Annotated in this window: 23 protein-coding genes; 9 read left to right on the plus strand and 14 right to left on the minus strand. The window is 67.9% G+C overall.

Annotation, left to right across the window (positions count from 1 at the left end; translation table 11 throughout):
- Positions 1–336: 336 nt before the first annotated feature.
- From ACZ5PB_RS30895 to ACZ5PB_RS30920, 6 genes are all read right to left on the minus strand, one after another.
- Positions 337–1,197, minus strand: coding sequence for a fumarylacetoacetate hydrolase family protein (locus tag ACZ5PB_RS30895; RefSeq protein WP_468695689.1), 861 nt, complete (start codon positions 1,195–1,197; stop codon positions 337–339).
- 87 nt (positions 1,198–1,284) lie between these two features.
- A complete protein-coding gene (locus tag ACZ5PB_RS30900) occupies positions 1,285–2,067 on the minus strand; it encodes a YidC/Oxa1 family membrane protein insertase (protein ID WP_468695690.1) in 783 nt (260 codons plus the stop codon).
- 118 nt (positions 2,068–2,185) lie between these two features.
- Complete coding sequence (locus ACZ5PB_RS30905; protein WP_468695876.1) at positions 2,186–2,458, minus strand: DUF6412 domain-containing protein; 273 nt, start codon at positions 2,456–2,458, stop codon at positions 2,186–2,188.
- A gap of 165 nt (positions 2,459–2,623) precedes the next feature.
- The gene (locus tag ACZ5PB_RS30910; protein ID WP_468695691.1) at positions 2,624–4,150 is read right to left on the minus strand and encodes a sodium:solute symporter family protein; all 1,527 of its coding nucleotides are present in this window, start codon (positions 4,148–4,150) and stop codon (positions 2,624–2,626) included.
- Positions 4,147–4,518, minus strand: a complete 372-nt coding sequence (locus ACZ5PB_RS30915; RefSeq protein WP_468695693.1) for a DUF3311 domain-containing protein — start codon at positions 4,516–4,518, stop codon at positions 4,147–4,149. The genes ACZ5PB_RS30910 and ACZ5PB_RS30915 overlap by 4 nt, the downstream gene beginning before the upstream one ends.
- Positions 4,485–5,228 (minus strand): class E sortase, encoded by a 744-nt coding sequence (locus ACZ5PB_RS30920; protein ID WP_468695694.1) that lies wholly within the window; start codon positions 5,226–5,228, stop codon positions 4,485–4,487. The genes ACZ5PB_RS30915 and ACZ5PB_RS30920 overlap by 34 nt, the downstream gene beginning before the upstream one ends.
- A 415-nt stretch (positions 5,229–5,643) precedes the next feature.
- Between ACZ5PB_RS30920 and ACZ5PB_RS30925 the strand changes: the two genes are divergently transcribed.
- Together ACZ5PB_RS30925 and ACZ5PB_RS30930 are read left to right on the plus strand one after the other, a co-directional pair.
- Positions 5,644–6,669, plus strand: a complete 1,026-nt coding sequence (locus tag ACZ5PB_RS30925; protein WP_468695695.1) for an SEC-C metal-binding domain-containing protein — start codon at positions 5,644–5,646, stop codon at positions 6,667–6,669.
- Between the two features lie 148 nt (positions 6,670–6,817).
- Positions 6,818–9,958 (plus strand): DEAD/DEAH box helicase, encoded by a 3,141-nt coding sequence (locus tag ACZ5PB_RS30930; RefSeq protein ID WP_468695878.1) that lies wholly within the window; start codon positions 6,818–6,820, stop codon positions 9,956–9,958.
- Positions 9,959–10,010: 52 nt separating this feature from the next.
- Here ACZ5PB_RS30930 and ACZ5PB_RS30935 read toward each other — a convergent pair whose 3' ends face one another.
- Positions 10,011–10,658 (minus strand): ATP-binding protein, encoded by a 648-nt coding sequence (locus tag ACZ5PB_RS30935; protein ID WP_468695879.1) that lies wholly within the window; start codon positions 10,656–10,658, stop codon positions 10,011–10,013.
- A 182-nt stretch (positions 10,659–10,840) separates the two neighbouring features.
- On the opposite strand from ACZ5PB_RS30935, the gene ACZ5PB_RS30940 reads away from it, so the two are divergent.
- Together ACZ5PB_RS30940 and ACZ5PB_RS30945 are read left to right on the plus strand one after the other, a co-directional pair.
- A complete protein-coding gene (locus tag ACZ5PB_RS30940) occupies positions 10,841–11,689 on the plus strand; it encodes a helix-turn-helix domain-containing protein (protein WP_468695697.1) in 849 nt (282 codons plus the stop codon).
- Positions 11,686–11,892, plus strand: coding sequence for a DUF397 domain-containing protein (locus ACZ5PB_RS30945; RefSeq protein ID WP_468695698.1), 207 nt, complete (start codon positions 11,686–11,688; stop codon positions 11,890–11,892). The genes ACZ5PB_RS30940 and ACZ5PB_RS30945 overlap by 4 nt, the downstream gene beginning before the upstream one ends.
- On the opposite strand, the gene ACZ5PB_RS30950 is transcribed toward ACZ5PB_RS30945, so the two are convergent.
- Complete coding sequence (locus tag ACZ5PB_RS30950; protein WP_468695700.1) at positions 11,882–12,214, minus strand: cupin domain-containing protein; 333 nt, start codon at positions 12,212–12,214, stop codon at positions 11,882–11,884. The genes ACZ5PB_RS30945 and ACZ5PB_RS30950 overlap by 11 nt on opposite strands.
- Before the next feature lie 378 nt (positions 12,215–12,592).
- Here ACZ5PB_RS30950 and ACZ5PB_RS30955 point away from each other — a divergent pair, with 378 nt between their 5' ends.
- Both ACZ5PB_RS30955 and ACZ5PB_RS30960 read left to right on the plus strand, forming a co-directional pair.
- A complete protein-coding gene (locus tag ACZ5PB_RS30955) occupies positions 12,593–13,264 on the plus strand; it encodes an excalibur calcium-binding domain-containing protein (protein ID WP_468695701.1) in 672 nt (223 codons plus the stop codon).
- 238 nt (positions 13,265–13,502) lie between these two features.
- Complete coding sequence (locus tag ACZ5PB_RS30960; protein WP_468695702.1) at positions 13,503–14,132, plus strand: excalibur calcium-binding domain-containing protein; 630 nt, start codon at positions 13,503–13,505, stop codon at positions 14,130–14,132.
- Here ACZ5PB_RS30960 and ACZ5PB_RS30965 read toward each other — a convergent pair.
- Entirely contained in the window at positions 14,093–14,644 is a 552-nt protein-coding gene (locus ACZ5PB_RS30965; RefSeq protein ID WP_468695703.1) for a hypothetical protein, read from the minus strand. The genes ACZ5PB_RS30960 and ACZ5PB_RS30965 overlap by 40 nt on opposite strands.
- 198 nt (positions 14,645–14,842) lie before the next feature.
- On the opposite strand from ACZ5PB_RS30965, the gene ACZ5PB_RS30970 reads away from it, so the two are divergent.
- Positions 14,843–15,142, plus strand: coding sequence for a hypothetical protein (locus tag ACZ5PB_RS30970; RefSeq protein WP_468695704.1), 300 nt, complete (start codon positions 14,843–14,845; stop codon positions 15,140–15,142).
- A gap of 100 nt (positions 15,143–15,242) precedes the next feature.
- Here the strand turns inward: ACZ5PB_RS30970 and ACZ5PB_RS30975 are convergent, their stop codons facing one another.
- Entirely contained in the window at positions 15,243–16,730 is a 1,488-nt protein-coding gene (locus tag ACZ5PB_RS30975; protein ID WP_468695706.1) for a DUF445 domain-containing protein, read from the minus strand.
- Between the two features lie 307 nt (positions 16,731–17,037).
- Here ACZ5PB_RS30975 and ACZ5PB_RS30980 point away from each other — a divergent pair, with 307 nt between their 5' ends.
- Positions 17,038–18,387, plus strand: a complete 1,350-nt coding sequence (locus ACZ5PB_RS30980; protein WP_468695708.1) for an SGNH/GDSL hydrolase family protein — start codon at positions 17,038–17,040, stop codon at positions 18,385–18,387.
- 351 nt (positions 18,388–18,738) lie between these two features.
- Here ACZ5PB_RS30980 and ACZ5PB_RS30985 read toward each other — a convergent pair whose 3' ends face one another.
- The 4 genes from ACZ5PB_RS30985 to ACZ5PB_RS31000 are packed head-to-tail and all read right to left on the minus strand — an operon-like array spanning position 18,739 to position 22,107.
- Complete coding sequence (locus ACZ5PB_RS30985) at positions 18,739–19,440, minus strand: DUF1707 SHOCT-like domain-containing protein (protein WP_468695709.1); 702 nt, start codon at positions 19,438–19,440, stop codon at positions 18,739–18,741.
- Between the two features lie 5 nt (positions 19,441–19,445).
- Positions 19,446–20,459 carry an ABC transporter ATP-binding protein gene (locus ACZ5PB_RS30990; RefSeq protein ID WP_468695711.1) on the minus strand — a complete coding sequence of 338 codons (1,014 nt, stop codon included), beginning with the start codon at positions 20,457–20,459 and terminating at the stop codon, positions 19,446–19,448.
- A 15-nt stretch (positions 20,460–20,474) separates the two neighbouring features.
- Positions 20,475–21,251: an ABC transporter permease gene (locus ACZ5PB_RS30995; protein ID WP_468695881.1), complete on the minus strand. Its 777-nt coding sequence runs from the start codon at positions 21,249–21,251 to the stop codon at positions 20,475–20,477.
- A gap of 49 nt (positions 21,252–21,300) precedes the next feature.
- Positions 21,301–22,107 carry an ABC transporter permease gene (locus ACZ5PB_RS31000; RefSeq protein WP_468695882.1) on the minus strand — a complete coding sequence of 269 codons (807 nt, stop codon included), beginning with the start codon at positions 22,105–22,107 and terminating at the stop codon, positions 21,301–21,303.
- A 242-nt stretch (positions 22,108–22,349) separates the two neighbouring features.
- On the opposite strand from ACZ5PB_RS31000, the gene ACZ5PB_RS31005 reads away from it, so the two are divergent.
- On the plus strand, positions 22,350–24,890 hold the full coding sequence (locus ACZ5PB_RS31005; protein WP_468695712.1) for a transglycosylase domain-containing protein: 2,541 nt from the start codon (positions 22,350–22,352) through the stop codon (positions 24,888–24,890).
- Positions 24,891–24,904: the final 14 nt, after the last annotated feature.

Here is a 24,904-nt window from a genome sequence, read left to right on the forward strand (position 1 = left end):
ACCCGCCCCCAGGGGCGCGGGGAACTGCGCGAGCAACCACACTCGACCCGCGCGTGCGAACCCCTGGCCCCGCGGAGCGGTTTAGGGAAGGGGCGGGGAGGGGCACCTGCCCGCCGCAGGCGCGACACCGCACAACACTTCGAGCGCCACGCGGCGGCAGCCGCAAATCGAGCACAGCGGGAAGGGGCGGGGAGGGGCATCTGCCCGCCGCAGGCGCAACCCCGCCGAACACTTCGAGCCCCACGCGGCGGCAACTACAAATTGAACGCAGCGGAAAGGGGCGGGGAGGCGCGACCCCGCCCCCCCCTAGCCCGGCCGCAGGCCAGCCCCACCCCCCTACGCCCCCTTCAACTCCTGCCTCTGCCGCCCCAACCCCTCCACCTCAACCTCCACCAAATCCCCCGCCCTCAGATACGGCTTGGGCTCCGCCTGCCCCATAGCCACCCCCGCCGGCGTCCCGGTATTAATCACATCCCCGGGATAGAGCGTCATGAACTGCGACACATAACGCACCACCTCCCCCACCCCGAAGATCTGCTCAGCAGTGGTCCCGTCCTGCTTCAGCTCACCGTTCACCCACAGCCGCACCCCCAACGCCTGCGGGTCCGCCACCTCGTCGGCCGTCACCAGCCAGGGCCCCAGCGGATTGAACGTCTCGCAGTTCTTCCCCTTGTCCCAGGTCCCGCCCCGCTCGATCTGCCACTCCCGCTCGGACACGTCGTGCGAAGTGGCGTACCCGGCCACGCACCCGAGCCCTTCCTCCGCGCTCTCCAGGTACCTGGCCGTCCGCCCCACCACGACGGCGAGCTCGACCTCCCAGTCCGTCTTCACGCTCCCCCGGGGCACCAGGACGGTGTCGTACGGCCCGACGACCGTGTCCGGCGCCTTGAAGAACAGAATCGGCTCCTCAGGAATCGCCTGGCCCGTCTCGGCCGCGTGGTCGTGGTAGTTCAGCCCGACGCAGACGATCTTCCCGATCCGCCCCAGCGGCGCCCCGATCCGCAGCCCGGCCGCGTCGATGACGGGCAGCGAGCCCACGCGGGCCGCTTCCCGGATCCGTTCCAGCGTCGCCGCATCGTCGAGCAGGGCTCCGTCGATGTCGCCGACCAGCCCGGAGAGGTCGCGTACCGTCACGCCGTCCTCGTCGAGCAGGGCAGGCCGCTCGGCCCCGACAGGACCCACACGCAGCAGCTTCATAGTCGTCTCCTCGTGGTCGAAGGTCGCGCCCAACCTGGGCCGCTGTCGCGCGGCCCGGCCACCGGAGAATTGTTCGATCCTCCAAGGTCAGCGGCTGCTGCGCAAGACCGCGTTCACCGACTGGACCTCGACCGCCGCCCGCTCCCGGTGTAGCCAGGCCCGCTCGGCCACGGTCCAGGCGGTGGTCGTCGCCACGTACAGCCCCGCCGCGAGCGGCACCACGGCCACCGTGATCAGCGTCCCGAAGGACAGCAGCGGCAGCCACTTCAGCAGCCCGGCCCCGGGCGGCTGCGCGCCGGCCGCTCCCGCCGCCCCCACCAGCTGCGGAATCTCAGCGGTGGCCGCGTTCTTCCTGGCCCGCCGGAACGACCACGTGGCCACCGCCGCAATGACTACGAAAAGACCCACATAAACAATCCCCTGCGCCCCGAAGACCCCGCCCTCCGAAAGCGCGTCGCCCCACCGCGACCCGAGCGGCGCCGCGAAAAGCCGGTGCCCGAGCAGCTCGTTCGCCCGGCCGCCCACCTCCACCGACGAGAACACGTGATACATCACGAAGAAGACCGGCAACTGAGCCAGCATGGGAAGCATTCCCGCGAAGGGCGAGGTCTTCTCCTTGGAATGCAGCGCCAGGATCTCCCGCTGCATCCGCTCCGGATTCTTCGCGTACTTCTTCCGTACGGCGGTCAGTTGCGGAGCCAGCTTGGCCCGCGCCTTCTCACCCCGTACGGCAGCCCGGGCCAGCGGATGGAGGGCGATGCGTACGAGCATGGTGATGGCGACAATGGCGGCGGCAGTGGCCGAGGCGGCGAAAACCGGCTCAAGGAGCCCGGCCACCGCCTCCACGAGGGAAGCGAAAAGGGAATACATAACGGAAGAGCCCTCCAGGGGTCTCGTCGCACCGAAGGAAGAAACACACACATCGGTATGACGACCCACGAAAGGGCTCAAAAAACGAAAGGGCTCGAAAAGAGAAAAGCTGGAACCCCTACGCGGCCGTCGGCGAAAGCCGACCCGGGGCTCGCGGCCGGGCCCTGCCCGCCGCATCGGGATCACGCTGCGCGAGGAAGGCGGTTCGCCGTTCCCGGTCGCGGATGGCGGTCCGTACCCTCGTCCTCGGTACGGCGGGCGCGCTGCGCCCGGAGAGGACGGCGCAGGCGATGAGCGCGGCACCGACCGTGGCGGTGGCGGCAAGCGCGACGGCACCGGCGAAGCCGAAGCCACCGAGGTCGAAGAGGACCTGGGCCACCAGGAAGAACATCAGCAGCGCATAACGCGCCCGCCCGGCAGTCCTGATCACACCCACCCCTCCTCCCACACTCGCCACTCGTGCCACTTCGCGGCACGACGCACAGCTGCCACTTCGCAGCAGCGCACGACGCACAGCCTCCACCATGCCACCAGTCGCGACGTAACGCGACTGCCCTCAGCCTGCCACGAGCTCGCCGTCCTTGGCCAGGGGGCCCTCCGGGAGGTCTCCCCTCGGATCCCGGGCCAGCACTTCCCCGTCGGGCCGCTCGTCCTGCTCACGCGGCCCACTGAAGGAGACGGTGAGTGCGACGAGGAGGTTGACTGCGAGCGCCACAATTCCCGCGTTCATTCCCCACACCGGATCGTGCCCGCTGAACACCAGCGCACACACCATCCCCACCCCCACCACGAGCCCGCTGAGTGCCCCGGCAAGGGTGAGCTTCCGCCACAGCAGCCCCAGCAGCAGCATGGGGAGGAGCTGGGCCATGCCCTCGTACGAGATGAGCGACAGCCGTACGAGGGTGTTGGGCGCGGTGTACGTCAGCACGAGCGCGAGCGCCCCCGCCACGACGACGACCACCTGCGAGGCCAGCTTCTCCCGCCCCCGCCACCTGGGCACGAGCCCGAGCACGCTGCGCCCCCACATGGTCCCGATGACCAGCATGAACACCGCCATCGGCACGATCGACGAGAGCGCGGCGGCGACCCCGATGACGCCCACCGCCCAGGCCGGCAGCGAGTCGACGACCAGCTTGAAGAGCGCCAGGTTGGAGTCGGCCCCGACGAGCCCGGGCACGACGAAGAGGGCGGCGATCCCGAGCAGCATCGGAATGAACAGCAGGATGTTGTACGCGGGCAGCCACATCGCGTTCCGGCGCAGCCCGTCGGCGGACCGGGCCCCGAGATATCCGGCCACGGTGGTCGGAAAGATCACCACGGTAAGCGAATTCAAGAAGGAAGTCGTAATGAACCAGACCTGCCCGAACCCGCTGTCCCCGTGCCCGGGAAACATCAGCCACTCCTGCTTCTCGGCCACGACCTTGTCGAGGAACGGCTCGAACCCCCCGAAGTAGTGCAACGGCACGTACACCGCCAGGAAACCCAGGGTCAAAATAACCAGAGCATCCTTCAGCACCGAAACCCAGGCACTCCCGCGCAGCCCGCTCACCACCACAAATCCCACGGTGACGGCAAACCCAATGAAATAGGCCCAATTGAGGCTGATGGCACCGTACGAAATGGTCGAGACGACCACTCCCATACCAGTGATCTGCAACTGGATATAAGGCAGCAGGAAAACCGAAGCGAGAACGGCAACCACCGCCCCGAGCCATTTCTTCCCGTACCGATGGGCCACCATGTCGGTGATCCCGACGAGCGAATGCCGCCGCGCATAAGCCCACAACATCGGCCCCACCACATAACCCACGGCATAACCGCACGACATGTAGGCGACGACGTACAGCACGGGAGCCCCGTAGTTGTACCCCCACCCGGCGGCGCCGAGATAGCTGAAACTCGTGTACCCCTCACCCGCCATCAGCACCCAGATGAACACGGCCCCCAGACTCCGCCCGCCCACGGACCACTCGGCCAGCCCGCCGCTGCCACCCCCGCGCCCGCGCATGGCGAGCAGCCCGAGCCCGACGGTCCCCACCATGAAGACACCGAAGATGGACGTAGCCACCACTGCGGAACTCATCGCCGGTGATCCCCCCGCCAGGTCAGCCACACGCAAACGGGCGTGAGGAGGGTCGCCCCGAGCAGCCACACGAACAGAAACGGCAACCCGAACAACACGGGCTGCACCCGATTCACCACGGGCAGCACGCCCAGATACAACACATAGGGCACCAGCAACCACAGCAACTGAGGCCGCCGCCGCAACACATGAGTCCGACGGGAACCAGGGGTACCGGGAGAACCAGGGGAACCAGCTCCACCAACCGCACCAACGGAATCTGGGGTATCAAGTGAATCACTGGGCACGCCCGAGACCCTAGCCCCCAGCCCCCGGCACCCCCGCCCCCGACTCCTCAGCGCGGCCGCATCCGCGCCAACTTCCCCCACACCACCAGCCGATATTTCGACGAGAACTCAGGGGTACAGGTGGTGAGCGTGAGGTAGTACCCCGGCTCGCTGTACCCGGCACCGGCCCTGACGTCACTGCGCGGCACGTCCCCGATGACGGCCACGTCCCGTGCCGAGGTCTGGGCCACACCCCCACTCACCACATACGTGTAAACAGCCTCCCGGGTCTCGACCACCACCTCGTCGCCCGCCCCGAGCCGATTGATGTAGCGGAACGGCTCCCCGTGCGTGTTGCGGTGCCCGGCGACGGCGAAGTTCCCGGCCCCGCCGGGCTGGGCGGTCCCGGGGTAGTGGCCCACGTACCCCTTGTCCAACACCCCCCGCTTGCTCACCCCTTGAGCCACGGGCGCCACGATCCCCACCTTCGGGATCCGCACGACGGCGTACGCCTGATCCCACCGCGGCGGCCCCACCTTCCGCTCCCGCACACCACTGCGCCGGCCCTCCGCCCCGCCCGCGGCACTCCTCGACGCCCCCACACCACTCTCACCACTCGGCTCGGACGCCACGGCCGGCTCCTCAGGAGTCCCGGCGGGAGCCACCCCAGCAGGAGTCACGTCCCACTCCTTCACCAAGGCCTGAACGGTCTCCCGCGCCCCGCCCTTCGCCTCCTGATTGGTCCACCACAACTGGTGCACCACGAGCAGCAGGAGCACCACCCCACAGGTCACGACGACCTCGGCCCCCACCCACAACCCACCGGCAACCCCACCCCGCCGGGCCCGCCCCGGCGGCCGATACCGCGCGTCCCCACCCCCGTAAGCCCGCCAAAACCCCCACCGAGGCCGGGGCACCCACCCCCGCCCCCACCAACCCCTACCCCTACTCCCACTTCGCCGCCTCAACACGGCGCGCACCCTAGGCGCAACCCCGCCAACTCACCATCCCCGCGCCACCCTTTAGGTCATCCAGGTCATCCCACCCGCCCGGACCCCCACCCGAAGTTCCACCACCACCCCACCGGGGAACGCTCCCCCCATGCACCGCCCGACACCCTCCACACCCTCGACGCCGCCCACGACGGGGACCACGCCCCCACCCACTCCCCACCCCAAGGTTCCGCACCCTCTCGCCCACACCCCGTACCGCAGTACGGTGTCCACCATGCGCCCCGACACGCCTTCGCCCGCCGACCACACGACCGAAGCCGAGCGTCTGCTGCGCACCGCGGCGCAGTACCCGGAAGACCAGGAGCCGCTCCTCCTCCAAGCAGCGGCCCACCTGGAGCTGGCCGGTGACCGCGCCCGGGCGGCCACCCTCTACGACCAGCTCCTCACGACCACCCCCGAGGACCCGCACCTCATCAAGGCCCTCAAGGCCGCGAACCTCTGGGAGTACGGCCACGAGGCCGAGGCCCGCGCCATCATCGACGGCATCCGGACGGCCGCCCCGCGCACCGCCCAGCCCTGGACCGTCATCGCGGAGGCCCTGGAGAACCACGACGAGCTGACCCTCGCCCACGACACGTACACCACCTCCCTGACGCTCCTCGTGAACCCCTCCGACAACGAGGTCCCGTACGCCACCCGCCCCCTCCTCACGGGCAGGCACCGGGTACGCCGCATGCTGGGCAAGGCGCACGACAGCTGGGACGCCCTCGCGGACACGGTCAACCCGGGCCCGATCACCCTGGACGAACTCCACGACCCGAAGCGCCTGTGGGCCCTCGGCTCCTCGGACCCCGCGGAACTCCGAGCCGAAATCACCCGCCTCCAGGCCGAATTGGGCTCCTACCGCGCGGCTCTCTCCCGCCCCTTCCCGGTAGCCCTCCTGCACTGGCCGGCCGGCGAGTACGCCGAACTGATCGCCACCCACCCCACCCTCGCCGCCGAATACCCCGCCTCCCACACCGCCCACCTGGCCACCGTGGAAACCTCCCTCCGCGAACTGGCGGCAGCCGGCACCCCGAACCTGGGCGTGGTCACGGGCTCCATCCCCTCCTACGAAGCCTTCGCCGCCTCGGAACGCACTTCCCCGGACTCCCCGTCCCTCCTCGCCGAATACGCCACAACCCTGGCCGCCCGCGGCCGAGCGGTCGCCTGGCCCCCATCGGCATCGGCGGCGTGCTGGTGCGGCTCGGGCGACGCGTACCGGGACTGCCACGGCGGGGCGACCGCGACTGCGGGCTGAGTTCGAAAGGTACAGAGACGAGGCGGTGCAATGTGGCCAGTCCACATTGCGCCGCCTCGCAATTCCTGGGCGCCGACAGCACATATGAGAGACCTTCCACCGATAGTTCTGGCCTTCACCTCTACTCGCAGCTGAGGAGTTTGTGACCGTGGAAAGATCAAGGGACCTTGAACGTCCAGTTTCTGGCGTGTACGAACAGCTCATCACTCATCGCTTGCAAGGCCAACTGTCGCAGCTCGAAGGAGCAGGTTGGAAAATCATCGATGAGCGGGTGAGCGAAGAACTTTCGGCCCAGGCCCTGGCCCGCCACCTCAGTCAAACCATCCAGCGCACTTTGCGAAAGCTCCCACGCGACAAGCAGGTTGACGCCGCCAACCAAATCATGCAGTCCCTGGCTACACACGAGACCACCATCGACCAAGGCGGCCAGCTCGCGGATGGACCAAGGCAGTTACTAGCCCTGGCTGAAGAGAAGGCACCCGGCGTCCATGAATTGCACACCTTCCCTCTCACACCCCTTTCCCAAACAACTCTGATCACCAACTCCCCTAATGATCCGAGCCTTGGCCATGAACTGAGAGCAGAGCTGGACAGCACCAATCGGGTCGACCTTCTCTGCGCCTTCGTCAAGTGGTACGGATTGCGAGTTCTTGAAGAGTCCTTGCACGCAGCGAGATCCCGAGGAGTACCCATCCGGGTACTCACTACGACATATATGGGAGCAACTGATCGCTATGCTCTCGATCGCCTCGTGCGTGACTTCGGCGCCGAAGTTAAGGTGAATTACGAGATTCGCTCAACTCGCTTGCACGCCAAGGCTTGGCTATTCAGAAGGAATACAGGGTTCGATACTGGCTACGTCGGCAGCTCGAATCTCTCTAAGGCCGCACTCCTGGAGGGCTTGGAATGGAATGTGCGACTCTCATCTGTCACCACTCCAGATGTGCTCTCGAAATTTGAGTCCACATTTGAAGAATATTGGAATGACTTGGCGTTCGAATCGTACGACCCCGACTTGGATTCCGAACGCCTTGACGCGGCGCTGAAGAAAGCCGGCGCATCCAGCACCCCTGGGAGCGAGGCCGTCGACCTTTCCGGCCATGAGGTAACACCATACGCGCATCAGCGGGACATGCTAGAGCGACTCCAGGTCGCCCGCGATATCCACGGTCACACTAACAACCTTCTTGTTGCGGCAACGGGAACAGGAAAGACCGTTATGGCCGCTCTGGACTATCGAAACCTGGTTCGCCAGTACGGCCGCAAACTCAAGCTCCTATTCGTTGCACACCGGAAGGAGATCCTTAAGCAATCACAAGCTACTTATCAGCGCGTGCTTAAGGATTACTCTTTCGGCGAGTGCTTCCATGGCGGAAAGATCGCAACCGAGTGGGAGCACGTATTTGCCAGCGTTTTCTCTTTGCAGGGAGAACGACTAGAAAGTCTCCCGCCGGATCACTTTGATGTGATCGTCATCGACGAATTCCATCACGCGACTGCACCGACCTACGAGCGCATCATAGAGCACTTCCAACCCAAGCAGTTTTTGGGACTGACGGCTACTCCTGAGCGGATGGATGGGAAGAACGTCCAAGATGAGTACTTCGAAGGACGCATTGCGGCCGAAATGAGGCTCTGGGAGGCACTTGATAATGACCTGCTCTGCCCGTTCCACTACTTCGGAATTCCGGATGGAACTGACCTCACTCAGCTGAAGTGGAAGAAAGGGACCTACAGCCAGGAAGACTTGAGTAGCAAATATACAGGAAACATTGAACGCGCCGACCTTGTCCTGAAGGCCATCAAAGATAAGATTTCTAATCCGATGGAAATGCGTGCCCTGGGATTCTGTGTAACCAAGGCACACGTTCACTTCATGGCGGCACATTTCAGATCCGCAGGATACGCCGCGGTCGGGCTGGACAGTGAATCGACACCGACGCAGCGCGAAAAGGCACTAGAAGAGCTTCGCGACGGCAAGATTCAAGTGATCTTCTCTGTCGATCTCTTCAATGAAGGCCTCGATATTCCCGACGTGGACACACTCCTCCTACTCCGTCCCACAAATAGCGCCACAGTTTTTCTACAACAACTCGGACGCGGCCTGCGTCGCACCCCAAAGAAAGCTGTTCTCACAGTACTTGACTTCATCGGACAGCACCGCGCAGAGTTCCGCTTCGAAGTGCAATTCCGAGCGCTCACAGGGTTTACCCGAAAGCGTCTCATCGGCCAGATCGAGGCCGACTTCCCACACATGCCGTCGAGCTGCGAAATCATACTCGAAGGAAAGTCCAAGAGCCTGGTACTCGACAATGTGCGAAGCCAGTTGAATACTGACGTAATCTCGCTTGCCAAGGAGGCAGCCGAGTACAAGCACACCGCCTTGTCTCACTTCCTCGCCGACAGCGGCAGGGATCTCAAGGACATCTACCGAAACAAAAGCTCTTGGACAGTGATCCTACGCAGGGCGAAGCTCCTCACGGAAAAAAAGCCCGCGGGAGAGGATGCTCTCCTCAAGCGAGTTCACTCCTTCCTCCACGTGGATGACCCTGAGCGAGCAACAGCTTACGAACTTCTTCTATCAGAGAATCCCCCCAGGTACGAGGATCTCACTCCCATCGAGCAGACATATGCTCGCATGCTCTTCTACTGCCTGTGGGACAAGGGAGGAGAGTTTACGACCTACCAGGCCGGGCTCGACTCACTTATCGGGCAGCGTCAACTTCGGCATGAGATCCGCCAGGTCCTCGCCCTTGCTGCCGCCCGAATCGATCACGTGCCATATCCCCTCGGTTCGGAGTTCAACGGGCTACCCTTGAAAGTCCACAGTTCATACAACCGCTCCGAAATCCTCGCGGCATTGGGGATCGCCCAATTCAATGGGCAAATGCCCGGTTCCTTCGCTCAAGGAGTTGCTTGGTCCGAGAAGTTCCAAACCGATGCGTTGTTGATCACACAAGATAAGAACGAGAAGGAGTTCACTCCTACTACTCGTTACAAGGACTACGCGGTCAACTCAAGGCAGTTCCATTGGGAATCGCAGGGCGCCACAGCGGAAACCTCAACGACTGGACAGCGGTACCAGCACCATGTACGACAAGGCACTCAAGTACTGCTCTTCATCCGTCAGTTCAAGGAAACTGACATCGGCAAGGCACAGCCGTGGATGCTCTTGGGGCCAGCTACACATCACTCCCAGTCGGGAAGCAAGCCCATCGCTATCACCTGGGATCTGGAATACGAGATCCCCGCTGACGTGATGGCGTTCTGCGCTCCACCAGCAAGCTGACCAACCAGGTGTCGCTGCCCACAGGACTGTGGGCAGCGACACCTGTACAGCTCTACCCCACCTCGGCTTCGAAGTGCATTTGCGCCGAGTCCAGCGCCTCGTCGGGATCCCGACCATGCGCACGGAGCCAGTGGAGGACATCCGCGATCAGTGCGATCGCGCCCTCTTCCGCCTTGACACCGCAAAGCCGGGATGACCGCCCATGGCAATGCGGATCGCGAAGGGCGCCGTAGAAGGTGAGTTGTTCCCCTGCGCGCGCAACCTGCGGCCCATCGACATGGCCATTTGCGGTGGTCAGCTCTGTGGCGAGCTCGCACCAAACCGCCTTGGCATCACAGTGGAGATCCACACCCCATCGCTCCGCCAGCGCGTCGACCAACAGCATGCCGCGACCCGACTCCGCCTCACACGAGGCATCCAGCAGCGTGGGAAGCACTCGCGAATCCGGATCGTGCATTTCGATGCGGAGGCGGGTGCCCTTCATGGCAACGGCGAGCGTCGCAGGTGTGCCCGGGCCCACGTGCTCGATGACATTCGCGGCCATCTCCGTCACGCAGGCTTGGGCCGCTTCGATCAGTTCTGGCAGCCCCCAGATCGTCAGATGTAGGTGCAAAACCCTCCGTAGGCCGGCTAGTTCTCTCGGCTCGGCAAGGAAGCTCAGGTCCCATGGCTGCCGCTTGACACATTCGCTCGCGTAGATCACTTCCGTCTACCTCCCGCGCACTCGATGTGCACTGCGTGACCGTCGGTCACTCCTTGTGAGAGAGTCGCAGTGCGCGTCCCGCCCTGCAATGTGCACAGCGAGATTCGCTCGATCGAGTGATTGGCATAGCCAGCCCCTTCCGGTGTGATGGGGCTTCCGTTACGAGCAGTGGAGTTGGCATGGCTGGTTCCCCCACAGCACGGCGTCGTCGGCTGGCTATTGAGCTCAAGAAGTTGCGCGAACAGAGCGGGGCTACCTGTAACCAGGTCGGCGACGCACTCGACTGGAGCGGCTCCAAGGTCAACCGCATGGAGACGGGGCAGGGGCGCGTCCAGCCGTCCGATGTCGATGCGCTCTGCCGCTTCTACGAGACGTCTGATGAGCTACGTGAACTCCTCAAATCCCTCGCGAAGGAGTCAAAGACGAAGGGCTGGTGGCACGCTCATGGCGATGCCGTACCGTCCTGGTTTTCGGTGTACGTGGGACTGGAGCAGGCAGCAGCTGACTTGCGGACGTACCAAGCCGAGTTCGTACCCGGGCTTCTGCAAACGCCTCTGTATACCGCCGAGTTGTGTCGAGTGTCGGCCGACCACACCGCGGAAGAGATCCAGAAACTGGTGGATGTTCGTACCCGACGCCAACAGCTACTGACCGCAGCCGTCCCGCCGAACCTATGGGCCGTCGTTCATCAAAGCGCCCTGGTGCAAGTCGTCGGCGATCGCCGCATCATGGCCCAGCAGCTCGAACGTATGCTGGATTACGGGACCTTGAGAAATGTGACAGTTCAGGTCCTGCCCTTTGATGCAGGCGCTTATCCGGCCACAGGCACGTACACGATCCTCGGCTTCCCCGAGCAGGAGGACCCCGACGTGGTCTACCGAGAGGGTCTCACTGACTCGGTCTACCTCGAACAACCCTCGGACGTAGGCCTCTACACCCGAGCGTTCGACCACCTTCGGGCGCTCGCGTTGAGCCCACAGAGGTCAGCCACGATGATCCGCGAAACCCTGGAGGACTACTCCCGATGACCGCATCCGCGACCTCGACGCCGATATGGCGTAAGAGCAGTTACAGCAACGGAACGGGGGGTGAGTGCGTCGAGGTCGCTCCCTTGCGTACCCACACCGCCGTACGCGACTCGAAGTCCCCCGACGGCCCCTCGATCGCCGTCACGCCCACCGCCTGGATCGAATTCGTCCGCGCCGTGCGGCACGGCGACATCACGTCCTAGCCATCGGTCCGGGCTGGTCCTGATCCCGGAGTTCCACGATCACGAGGGTGCCCCGGCTGCCGGGGCGGACCTTGTGCGGGGTGCCGGCCGGGATCAGGTAGAGCTCGCCCGTGGTTACGGGGATCGGGCGGGTGCTTATCTCCAGTTCGAGTCGACCTTCCAGGACCAGTAGTGCTTCGGGGGCGGCGTGGATCTCCTCCTCCACGGGCATTTCGTCCATCCGCAGCACCTTTACGCACGCGGTGCCCACCTGTCCCAGGGCGAGGGAGCGCCACCCTTCGGGAAGGTCGGCTGCGGTGGTCTTCAGGTTGATCAGGGTCACGGCGCACTTCTCCTGTCGGCCCGGCGTGAGGTTGCCGGTTGGGTTGGGGTGCCTCGGAAGTTACGTGACCTGGGCCGATGGTTGGTCGACCGATCGGTAAAGGATGACGGGGCCTGGGCCGTGCGGCGAGTAGCTGTCATCATCAGCCCCTTGGGTCACTTCTGGTTCTGATGCCTTGGGGGGCACATGCAGAGGAACAGTGCGCGTCGTCTGCGGGCAGCGGGGATAGGTGGGGTCGCCGCCCTCGGGGTGGTGACCCTGGCCGGGTGCATGGGGAGTGGTGGCGTGGCGGGTGGGCGGCCGGCGGGGGGTGGCACGAAGGCCGCGGCGACTCCGACCGTTGCGACGGCCGTGGCCGGAAAAGTGCGGTTGGAGCTCGTGGACGACAAGGCGAGTGGGCCGGCGGAGCGGCAGATCATCGTTGCCTCGCTGGCCAATGACAGGGCCACCGGGGGTGGGGAGGCCGGGGACCTGACCCGCGACGTCGGAGCCGGGCGTTATGCGCTGAGCGTCTCGGGGCTGCCCAGGAACGGGAAGGTCACCGTGAGCGGGACGAACCTCGTCTACGTCTCGTCCGACGGGTACGTGGGGGCCGACGAGTTCACCTACAGGGTGGCGGGGAAAGGTGCCGGCGGTGTGAGCGGCACGGCCGTCGTGCGTCTCACCGTCAACGAGCCCGTGACGGTCACCGAGCCTCCCGAGGAGCCGGAGGAGGACGGCGAGGACGAGGACGAGGCGAGTGAACCTTCGCCCGGGGCTACTGTCGGCCTGCCCACCAAGCCCGCCGCCTTCTATGCCAATTGCGCTGCCGTACGCGCTGCCGGGGCCGCGCCCATCCGGCGCGGTGATCCCGGGTACGGGCGCCATCTCGATCAGGACGGGGATGGGGTCGCGTGTGGCAAGAAGGGCGGAGGAGGTGGGGGAGGTGGCGTCTTTTACAAGGATTGTGCGGACGTGCGGGGTGCTGGGGCCGATCCCATCCGGCGGGGTGATCCCGGGTACGGGCCTCACCTCGACAGCGACGGCGACGGCACCGGTTGCGACTGGTAAACCGGCTCTTTCCAGCCATTCGAGCACGGTTTCATTACTTGATCTTCACACGAATGTCATCATCGGCCTCTCAGTTCACTTCAGATGCCTTGGGGGGCACGTGCGGAAGAACAGCGCGACGTTTCATCGGCGAGCAGGGGCGATAGGCGGGGCCGGTCTGACCGGTGTGATGGTGGCCGTCCTTGCCGGGTGCGGTGGGAGTGGTTCCGGGGGTGCCAAGTCCGGGGACGTGAAGCCGGTGGCCGTGCAGTCGACCGCTTCGAGTGCGCCGTCCGCCTCCGTCGCCCAGGGACCCGAGTTGGAGTTGGTCGACGACGAGGGCAGTGGCAGGAGCGGGAAGCAGATCGTCGTTGCCGCTTTGGCCAATGACAGCGTGACCGGTGCCAAGGGGGAGGACGGGGATCTGGTTCGGGATGTGGGGGCCGGGACCTATGTGCTGAGCGTTTCCGTCGCGCCTCGGCACGGGACCGCCGTCGTCAGCGGGACGAACCTCGTCTACACCGCCACCGGCAAGTACTCGGGGGCCGACGAGTTCACCTACCAGGTGGCGGGGAAGGGCGGGGCCGGCGCCCTCAGCGACACGGCCGTCGTACGGATCAACGTCAGCGCGCCCGTCCCCGTAAGCACTCCCAAGGCGCCCTCCGTACCCAAGCCGAAGCCGAAGACCACGCCGACTCCCAAGAAGACCGTCAAGCCCACCAAGCCTTCGGCCGATACCTCGGCCGGTGGGGGCAATGGGGGTGGGGGGTCCGTTTACTACAAGAACTGTTCTGCGGTGCGGGCCGCGGGTGCGGCTCCCATCCGGCGCGGTGACCCCGGGTACGCCCGTCACCTCGACCGGGACGGGGACGGCGTCGGTTGCGAGTGAGCAGCTGGTCGTGGTGATGGTGTGGGTGTGGTCGTGAGGTAGGCGGCCAGTGCTTGCTGTGGGGTCACGCACGGGAAGCCTGACACCGGGGTGGGGTGCGCCGCCTGGGCCGTTCGCGACGCGTGGGGGACGCGGTGGATGCGTACGTAGGAGTGCGGGCGGGGGGCTCGGGGGTCGGTTACTTCCACATTGACCTTCATCTCCCCCGTCTCTCCTGCCTCGCAGAGTCCGTACAGCTCCAGCGCCGTCCGGCCCGTGAGTCTCGCCCCCTCCCCCGCGTACAGCAGCGCCGCCCTCAGGCGTTGGCGGTGGGTGAGGGCGGGGTGGGCGTCGAGTTTCACCACCCTCGGGAGTACGCGCTGCCAGTCGCCGCCCGGGCGGCAGCGGGCCGTCGTCGTGGAGGTCGCGCAGCCCAGGTCGAGGAGTTGGTGGACGGTGGCCAGGCCGTCCTGGGCCTCGATCAGGGGGTCCGAGGCGAGCGCGATGGTGATGAGCGAGTCCGTGGTGAGCATGTGGCGGGTGTGCCCCGAGGGAGCCGTCGGGTACCCGGCGTTACGGGATTACGGTGCAGGCGTGTGCGGACTGTGACGTAACGGTGAGGGCGGGGGCCGAGTTAGTGGCGTGGGGCGTCCCGATAGCCTCCGGTGGAGAACTACAGACGTACGCCAGTTCGGCGGTCGCGAATGAGCAGCAGCAGTGGAGGCAGAGTCATGGTGAAGGTGCCCGCATCCGTAGTGGCCGCGACCGGGATCGTCGGAGGTTACGGCGTTGCCCGGTGGACCAAGAAGCGTCCGCTGGGCGGGGTCGCGCTGGCGGCGGCCGGGGCCGTCGCGGCCCGGCAGTGGCAGCAGCAGGCGGGGAACAAGGTGGCGGCGGGGCTGACCGGGGTGTACGTGGCCGCGTTCGCCGGGTCGCACCCCCTGGCCAAGAAGGTGGGGGCCTGGCCAGCGGTGTTCGGTGTGGCCGGGGTCGTCGCCGCTTCGTCGTGGGTTGCCACCCGTAACAAGTAAGCAGCCGGGCGAGTGGGCGGGCCTGGGTGTGGGGAGGGGGCTCCGGCGGTTGCGCGGAGCCCCGAGTTGGCCACGTACCTTCGGAGTTACGCCCGGAAGGTCATGCCCCGAACGCCGTCGACACCGTGTAGATCAGCAGGCCCACCAGCGCGCCGACCACCGTTCCGTTGATGCGGATGAACTGGAGGTCGCGGCCGATGTGGGCCTCGATCTTCTTGGAGGTGTGGTCGGCGTCCCAGCCGGCGACCGTGTCCGTGATCAGTGAGGTGATCTCGGAGCGGTACGTGGTGATGACGTAGACCGCCGCGCCCTCCACCCAGCCCTCCAGCTTGCGCTGCAGGCGGCCGTCCGTGGCCAGGCGGGCGCCGAGGGAGATCAGCGAGGCGCGGACGCGGAGGCGGAGTTCGGACTGGTCGTCGTCGGCGGCGGCGATGATCATCGTACGTACGGCGGACCAGGCGGAGGCGATGACGTCCTGGACCTCACCCCGGTTGAGGATGTCGGACTTCAGGCGTTCTATACGGGCCCGGGTGTCGGAGTCCGTCTGGAGCTCGGTCGCGAAGTCGGCGAGGAAGCGGTCGATGGCGCCGCGTGCCGGGTGGGTGGGCATGTCCCGCATCTCGGTGATGAAGCGCAGGAGCTCCTTGTAGACGCGGTCGCCGATCTTGCGGTCGACGAAGCGGGGGGTCCAGCCGGGGGCGCCGCCCTGGACCGCGTCCATGACGGAGTCGCCGTGTTCGACCAGCCAGTCGTGGGCGCGGGTGCAGATCAGGTCGACGGCACGGTGGTGGGCGCCGTCCGTGACCACCTTGTCGAGGGCCTTGCCGAGGCCGGGGGCGATCTCGGCGGCGTCCGCGCGGCGGGTGATGGCCTCGCCGACGACCGCTTGTACGTCGGAGTCGCGCAGGACGGTGAGGGCGCCGCGCAGTGCGGTGGCGAGTTCCTCGGTGACGCGGTCGGCGTGGGCGGGGTCGGCGAGCCAGGCGCCGAGCCGGCCGCCCATGTTCAGGGGGGCGAGGCGGGCCTTGATGACGTCCTCGGAGAGGAAGTTCTCGCCGACGAACTCGCCCAGCGATACGCCTAGTTGGTCCTTCTTGGTGGGGATGATGGCGGTGTGCGGGATGGGGATGCCGAGGGGGTGCTTGAAGAGTGCGGTGACCGCGAACCAGTCGGCCATCGCGCCGACCATGCCGGCTTCGGCGGCGGCGGCCACGTAGCCGGGCCAGCCGGTGAGGCCGCTGTGTTCGGCCCACTTGGCGAGGACGTACACGAGTGCGACGAAGAGGAGCAGGCCGGTGGCGGTCGCCTTCATGCGGCGTACGCCCCGGCGCTTCTCCTCGTCGGCGGCGCTGAAGGCGAAGGGTGGGCGGGGGGTGGGCGGGGCAGTCTTCCCCGAGGCGTCGGCGGAAGCGTCAGGCCGGGCACGTCCGCCGAAGCCGTGACGTCCGTCACGTCCGTCCCGTCCGTCGCGGGGGCCGCCGCCGACCGCCTCGTTGCCCAAGCCCTCACCCCCTCCGTCGCGCGCGTTGCGTGGGTCACGTCCGTCGCGTTCGCCCTCGGCCGCCGCCCTGTCGTCAGTACGATCCATCCGCTCCGCCCACTCCGTTCGCCCGTGCCGGTTCCGACCGGTTTCCGTCCGGTGCCGGCTCCGGTGCCGTCCGGTGCTGCTCTCGGTTCCGGGTGGCCGCTGCCGTCCGGTTCCGTTCGTGCGTTGTCGTGCGTTGTCGTACGTACGAGAAGACCCGTACGCGAACTCCTTACCTGACCTACTCCTGGAACGCACGTCGAGTTCCCGGCGTCACACATCTCAACGCCATGCCCCATCATGGTGATCAGTTCGAATCTCGAACGGGGAGCCCCACACTCCCCCCGCGCACCAAGGAGTCCCCCACCGCATGACCAGGCGCCACGGTTATGCCCTGCTGGCCGGTCTGACAGCAGTGGTCGTACTGATATCCGGCGGAATCTTCGCCTTCGCCTCCCTGCTGGGCGGGAACGGTCCCGCGCACGGCAGGACCGGGGCGCACCAGGACCAGGCCGCTAAGAAGGACCGCCGCGGCGAGAACGGCAAGGGGATGCGGCCCGCCACCGCCGGCCGCTGGGTCGGCACCTGGACCGCCTCGCCGGTCGGCCCGGAGCCGGGTACCGCGCGGGGGCTTCCCGGGCGTTCCATACGTAACGTCGTGCACACCAGCATCGGCGGCACCGGTGCCCGCATCACCCTCTCGAACCTCTTCGGACGCACGCCGCTCTACATCGCGCACGCGTCCATCGCGGTCGCCGCCGCCTCGGGCGCCCCGGCGGCGGAGCCGGGGAGCATGCGGCCGGTGACGTTCCGGGGGAAGCCGTACGTGACCGTGCCGGCCGGTGGGTCGGTGGTCAGTGACGGTACGGCGATCAAGGTGCCGTACGACGGGGATCTGCTGGTCAGCGTGTACACGTCGAGGGCGGGCAGCTATGTGACGTACCACCCGCACGCGCGCCAGACCGGCTACTCGGCACACGGCGACCGCAGCCAGGACATCGCGGGCGGCGCCTACGCCTCGCGCACCAACAGGTGGCGCTATCTGACCGGTGTGGACGTGCTGAACGCGGACGCGGACGGCGCGGTCGTCCTGTTCGGCGACTCGATAACGGACGGGATGACGTCCGGCATCGACGCCAACCTCCGCTACCCGGACGTGCTGTCCGACCGGCTGCGGTCGGAGGCGGGGGCGCCCCGGTACGGCGTGCTCAACCAGGGCATCAGCGGCAACCGCCTCCTCCTGGACAACCGTGGCCCCAGCGGCCTCTCCCGCTTCGAGAAGGACGCGCTGCGGCAGCCGGGGGCGAAGGCGGTCGTGGTGCTGCTGGGGATCAACGACATCATCGCCCGTCCGCACGAGCTGGACGCGGGCCGGATCGTGGACGGCCTGCGGGAACTGGTGCGGCAGGGGCACACGCGGCAGCAGCGGGTGCTGGGCGGGACGCTGCTGCCCTTCGGCGGGCACTCGGGGTGGACGCCGGAGCTGGAGGCGGTGCGACAGGAGGTGAACGCGGAGATCCGGGCCGGGCAGGTGTTCGACGGGGTGGTGGACTTCGACCGGGCGGTACGGGATCCGTTCGCACCGGTGCGGATGCTGCCGGTGTACGACTCGGGGGATCATCTGCATCCGAGCGACGAGGGGTATCGGCGGATGGGGCAGTGGGTGGAGCTGGGGGCTTTGGTGGGAGGCGGAACGGCCTCCGGCCAGTCGGGGGTGTAGGCCTTCGAGGCGCGGAGACGCCTCGCCCCCACCCACCCCCGCGCTGAGGCGCGCCCTTCAGGGGCGCGGGGAACTGCGCAACCAGCCACGACGCACCCGCACCTCCCCCACCCACCCCAACCGGGCTGCCACCCCGGGGTCCGGGGCGGAGCCCCGGTTTCGGGAAGGGGCGGGGTGGGGTGAAGCCCCGCGCAGCGGACCACTCGTATGCGGAGCGGGAGCCAAGGCGGAGCTGGGACGGGGCCCAGGGGTGCGGCTCCGCCGGGGGCCGCCCCCTTGCCCGCCCGTTCCGCCCCCGGGGGGCGGCCCCGCCGCCCAAGGGGGCTCGGGGGTGGGTTGGGGCGGCCCCGGTCAGTCGAGTTCTTTGCGGCGGGTTTCTTTTAGGCGCTCCTTTTCCGCTTTGCGGAGTTTGCGTTCGACGCCCACGCCGCCCATCAGGGCGAACCCCGTCACCCGGACCACCGGCGAGCCTGGTGAGCCCTCCCCCGTCGCCTTGTCCTCGAAGTCGCCCATGATCCCGACCCCGGACACATGCACCGTCAGGTCGTTCGGGACCTTCACCACGATCCCGCCCATCAGCGTGAAGCAGCGGATGACCACCTCGCGGTCCTCGAAGTCCGCGTCCCGCAGGTCGATCTCGCCGCCGCCCTGGATGGCGACCGCGGTGAAGCTGCGCGGCACGCTCCACTTGCCCCAGCGGCGGAATCCGCCCCAGAAGGCGAACGCCCCCTTCGACGTGGCCGGCACCCCCACCCGTCCCGCCCAGGACGTCACCTCGCCGCCGCCCGGCTTCGAGAGCGACATCGGCGCCGCCGCCCCGGCGGCCGCCGGCAGGTCCCGTACGAGCAGCTGGAGCTCGCCCTGGGTGCGCGACTGGTACGCCGCGCCGAGGCGCTCGTCGAACTCCTCCATGTCGAGCCGCCCCTCGGCGACCGCGTCGCGCAGCACTTCGGCCACGCGTTCGCGGTCCGCGTCGGAGGCACGCAGATCGGGTACGTCGGGGGTGGCGCCGCCCGACGGTTCGGGACGCCGGTCCGGCAGGTCACTGGTCATGCAAGTCAGCCTAACCGCGCACCGGTTGGGCCGCCCTTCCCCGCGTACATCTTCGCGATCACGGCCTCGATGTCCGGCTCCCGGACCGAGAGGTCGACCAGCGGGTACGCCGCCGCGAGCGCGGCCACCAGCGGCGCCGCCGACACCGAGGCCGGGAAGGCCAGCCACTGCCTGGGCCCCTCCACCTTCACCACCCGCGCCAACTCGGTCTCCACGGGCGGAAGTTCTCGTTCCAGGTCGACCACCAGCGTCCGCTCGCTCTCCCCCACCTCGTGCAGCCCGGCCAGCGCGCCGTCGTACACCAGGCGCCCGTGGTCGATGACCATCACCCGCTTGCAGAGCTGCTCGATGTCGGTGAGGTCGTGGGTGGTGAGCAGGACGGTCGTGCCGCGCTCGGCGTTCAGGTCCCGGAGGAACTCGCGGACCCTGGACTTGGAGACCACGTCCAGGCCGATCGTCGGCTCGTCGAGGTACAGCACCTCCGGATCGTGCAGCAGCGCCGCCGCGATGTCCCCGCGCATCCGCTGCCCGAGCGACAGCTGCCGTACGGGGACGTCCAACAGCTCGCCCAGGTCCAGGAGTTCGACGCAGCGCGCCATGTTCGCGGCGAACCGGTCGTCGGGGATCCGGTACATCCGGTGCATCAGCCGGTACGAGTCCTTGAGCGGCAGGTCCCACCACAGGGTGGTCCGCTGGCCGAACACGACCCCGATCCGCTGTGCGAGCCGGGTGCGTTCGCGCGCGGGGTCGATGCCCGCCACCCGCAGCCGGCCGCCGCTGGGGGTGAGGATGCCGGTGAGCATCTTGATGGTGGTGGACTTGCCCGCCCCGTTGGGCCCGATGTAGCCGACCATCTCCCCGCGCGGCACGGTGAAGCTGATCCCGTCGACGGCCCGCACCTGCCGTTTCTCGCGCCGCAGGAATCCGGTCTTCCGCCGTACGTCGAAGACCTTCTCGACACCCTCCAGCGTGATGAACTCCATGCCCTCGCCCGTGCCCTCGCCCGTGCCCTCACCCATGCCCTCGTCCACCCCTCAGCTCCCCGTACTCCGGTACGAGCGCAACCCCGCTCGCCACACGATCCCCGCCACCACCCAGAACCCCACCGCCACCACCGGCGGCAGGAACGCGAACCACCCCGGCACCTCCAGCGGATACGGCCGCCCCAGCACGTACATCGACGGGATCCAGTTCACGAACGCCAGCGGCAGCACGAAGGTCACCCCCCGCACCAGATCCTTCGCGAACACCGTCGGCGGGTACTGGAGCAGCGCGTTCCCGCCGAAGGTGAACGCCGACTGCACCTCCGAGGCGTCCTGCGCCCAGAACTGGAACGCACCCCCCATCACGAACAGCGCCGCGAAGACCGCCCCGCCGCTCACCAGCATCATCGGCACCATCAGCACCTTCAACGGCGTCCATTCCAGGTCCAGTTGTACGAGGGCGTACGCCAGCACCCCCAGCCCCTGCGCGACCCGCCCCAGCCTGCGCAGCGCGAACCGGTCCGCCGCCACCTGCGCCAGCACCGGCGCCGGGCGCACCAGCAGGGTGTCCAGCGTGCCGTCGCGCACCTTCGCCCCCAGGCTGCCCATCTGCCCCATCGCCAGGTCCCCCAGGCCGAGCGCCGCACCGGCCAGTCCGTACAGCAGCGCCACTTCGGGCAGGGTGAATCCGCCGAGCACGTCGATGTGCTGGAACATCAGCAGTACGGCGACGAAGTCCAGCCCGGTCGCCGCGAAGCTGCCGAGGGCGGTCATCGCGAAGGACGCGCGGTACGCCATCGTCGAGCGCACCCACATCGCGGCGATCATCCCGTACGCCCGCAGCCCGTCCCGGGCGACGGCGATCCGGCCCGCCCGCTCAGCCACCCTGCACCACCACCCGTCGCGTCGCCACGCCCTGCAACAGCCGCCCCGCCGTCAACAGGGCGGCTGCCCAGCCCAGTTGGAAGGCGTACGCGCCCACCAGGTCCCAGCCGGTCCGTTTGCCCAGGAACACATCGGCGGGGATCTGGAGCATCGAGGACCACGGCAGCATCCTGGCCACCTCCCCCAGCGCCCCGGGGAAGAGCGTCAGCGGCAGCAGCATCCCGGAGAAGAACATCGCCGACAGCCACGCCACCTGGGCCACCCCCGCCCCGTCCATCAGCCAGAACGCGCTCAGCCCCACCATGAACCGCAGCGCGAAGCTCACCACGAGCCCCAGCCACACCGACGCCAGGAACGCCGGCCACAGCCACCACACCGGCGGCAGCGCGAGGTCGAAGGCCAGCGCCCCCGCCACCATCGGCGCCACCCCGCGCCCCAGCAGCAGGAAGGCCCCGCGCCCCAGGTCCCCGGCCAGCCACCAGAGCTGGAGGTCGGCGGGCCGGTGGAGGTCGGTGGCGATGGCACCGGAGCGGATCCGCTCCATCAGCTCGCTCTCCATGCCGCCGCCCATCAACGAGGCGGCCGCCAGGAGCGCTTGGCCGAGCCAGACGTATGTGAGTGCCTGCGGCAGGTCATAGCCGCCGAGGCCGGGGCGCTCGGCCCAGAGCGCGGTGTAGGTGTACGCGATGACGAAGCCGAAGACCGTATTGGTGAAGACCCCGGCGGCCGTGCCGAGCCGGTACGTGGCGTACCGCCTGAAGCCCCCGGCCGCCACGAGCGCGTACAACCGCCACTGCACCCACACCCCCCGCACCTCCTCGCTCGTTGTGCCGCATGGCCCTGCCACACCTGCGACACCAAAGCGTTCGACCCTAGTGCAACGGGGTCACCGTCCGCGAGCGAATACTCGCCGCGCGTGAGGGGCGGGTGGGACGAGCAGCGGGGCACGGTGTTTTATGGGGGTACTTACTAAATCGCCCGATACGACACCGTTATGCCGGAGAGCGAACCTCTGGCCGCGTCCGAGGAGTCTTCACAGGCATGAGCGACGAGCCGCAGCAGCAACCGGGCTGGGCCCCCCGGGATCCCTCCGTACCGAATCCGGCCCCGGACTCCGCCTCCCACCCGGACAACCACCGGGCGGGCTCCGAAGCCACGGGCGACGGCACGGGCAACGCCACGGGCGACAGCACGGACGGGGGCACGGACGAAGCCACCGACGAGGCCGCCACCACCGGCAAGGGCAAGAAGCCCAAACGGCCCAAGCGCACCGGCTGGCGCCGGCTCATCCCCACCTGGCGGTTCCTCCTCGGCTCCTTCCTGCTGCTCGCACTCCTGCTCAGCGGCGCGTTCGTGGCCGGCTACACCATGGTGAAGATCCCCAAGGCGAACGACACCGCGACCGCGCAGTCGAACGTCTACCTGTACGCGGACGGCACCCCGCTGGCCCGCGACGGCGAGGTCAACCGGGAGAACGTCAAGCTCTCCCAGGTCCCCAAGGACGTCCAGCACGCGGTGCTCGCCGCCGAGGACCGCGGCTTCTACAGCGAACCGGCCGTCGACCCGCAGGCGATGATCCGCGCCGCCTGGAACACCCTCACCGGCAAGGGCAAGCAGTCCGGCTCGACCATCACCCAGCAGTACGTGAAGAACTACTACCTGGCGCAGGAGCAGACCGTCACCCGCAAGGTGAAGGAGTTCTTCATCGCGATCAAGCTCAACCGCGAGGAGTCCAAGGACTCCATCCTGGAGGGCTACCTCAACACCAGCTACTTCGGCCGCAACGCGTACGGGATCCAGGCCGCCGCCCAGGCCTACTACGGCAAGGACATCGAGGCCCTGGGCGCGCCGGAGGGCGCCTACCTGGCCTCGCTGCTCAACGCCCCCAACGCGTACGACGTCGCCACCCACCCGGAGAACCGGGGCAAGGCGCTCGGCCGCTGGAACTACGTGCTCGACGGCATGGTCAAGGAGGGCTGGCTGAAGCAGGCCGACCGGGCGAGGATCAAGTTCCCGCAGCCGCAGCAGGCCAAGCCCGCCTCGGGCCTGTCCGGGCAGCGCGGGTACATCGTGCAGGCCGTCGAGGACTACCTCACCGACAACAAGGTCATCGACGAGGAGACCCTCAACACCGGCGGCTACCGCATCACCACCACCCTGGAGAAGCCCCGCCAGGACGCCTTCGTGAAGTCCGTCCAGGACAACGTCATGGACAAGGTCGACAAGGACCGCAAGGCCGACCGCAACGTCCGGGTCGGCGGCGCCTCCATCGACCCGGCCACCGGCAAGGTCGTCGCGATGTACGGCGGCATCGACTACACCAGGCAGTACGTCTCCAACGCCACCCGCCGCGACTTCCAGGTCGGCTCCACCTTCAAGCCGTTCGTCTTCACGGCGGCCGTGGAGAACGGCTCCACCACCCAGGCCGGGGTGCCGATCACCCCCAACACCACGTACGACGGCACCAACAGGCGGCCCGTCGTGGGCAGTTCGATCCCGTTCGCCCCGGAGAACGAGGACGACGTCTCCTACGGTCAGATCTCGGTGCGCACCGCCACCGACAGGTCCGTCAACTCCGTGTACGCGCAGATGGCCGTCGATGTCGGCCCGGCCAAGGTCAAGGAGACCGCGGTGGCGCTCGGCCTGCCCGAGGAGACCCCCGAGCTGACCCCGTACCCCTCGATCGCGCTCGGTGTCGCCACCGCGAGCGTCCTGGACATGACGGAGGCGTACGCGACGCTCGCCAACCACGGCAAGCACGGCACGTACACGATGGTCGAGAAGATCTCCAAGAACGGCACGGACCTCCCGCTGCCCACCCAGGAGGTCAAGCAGGTCGTCTCGCGGGCCGCCGCCGACACCACCACCTCGATCCTGCGGAGCGTCGTCGACGGCGGCACCGGCGCCGCCGCCAGGGCCGCGGGCCGTCCGGCGGCGGGCAAGACGGGTACCGCGGAGGAGGACAAGGCGGCCTGGTTCGCGGGCTACACCCCGGACCTGGCCACCGTGGTCGCCGTGATGGGCGCCGACCCGGACACCGCCGTGCAGACCCCGCTGTACGGGGCGCTGGGCCAGCAGCGCGTCAACGGCGGCGGCGCCCCCGCCGAGACCTGGGCGCAGTACACGGCCGCCGCGCTCAAGGGCAAGGAGGTCAAGGACTTCGAGCTGGAGCTGGAGGAGGGCGCCGAGGTTCCGGTGGCCCCGCCCGTCCGGACCTCGCCCGTGGCCCCGCCGTCCAACGAGGACACCGCGGGCCAGGACCCGGGCGCCGACACCGGCGGTGCCGCAGCAGACGGCGGCCAGCAGCAGGGCGGCCAGACCGGCGACGGCGGCACGGCGAACAACGGCGGCACCGACCCGGCCGGCGGCCAGACCGGCGGCACCGACGCGAACGGCGGCACCGCCAGCACCGGGGGCAACGGCGACGGCGGGGCCACCGACACCGGCGGCGCCGCCGACACCGGGGGCGGCGACGACACCGGCGGCCAGGACCCGATCGGCGGCCTCATCGGAGGAGGCGACGACGGGGGCGGGAACGGCGGCAACGGCGGCGGCGCGGACGGCGGCAACCCGCCCCGCTAGTCAGTGGCCGGAGG

The sequence above is a fragment of the Streptomyces sp. NPDC032721 genome (assembly GCF_055579625.1).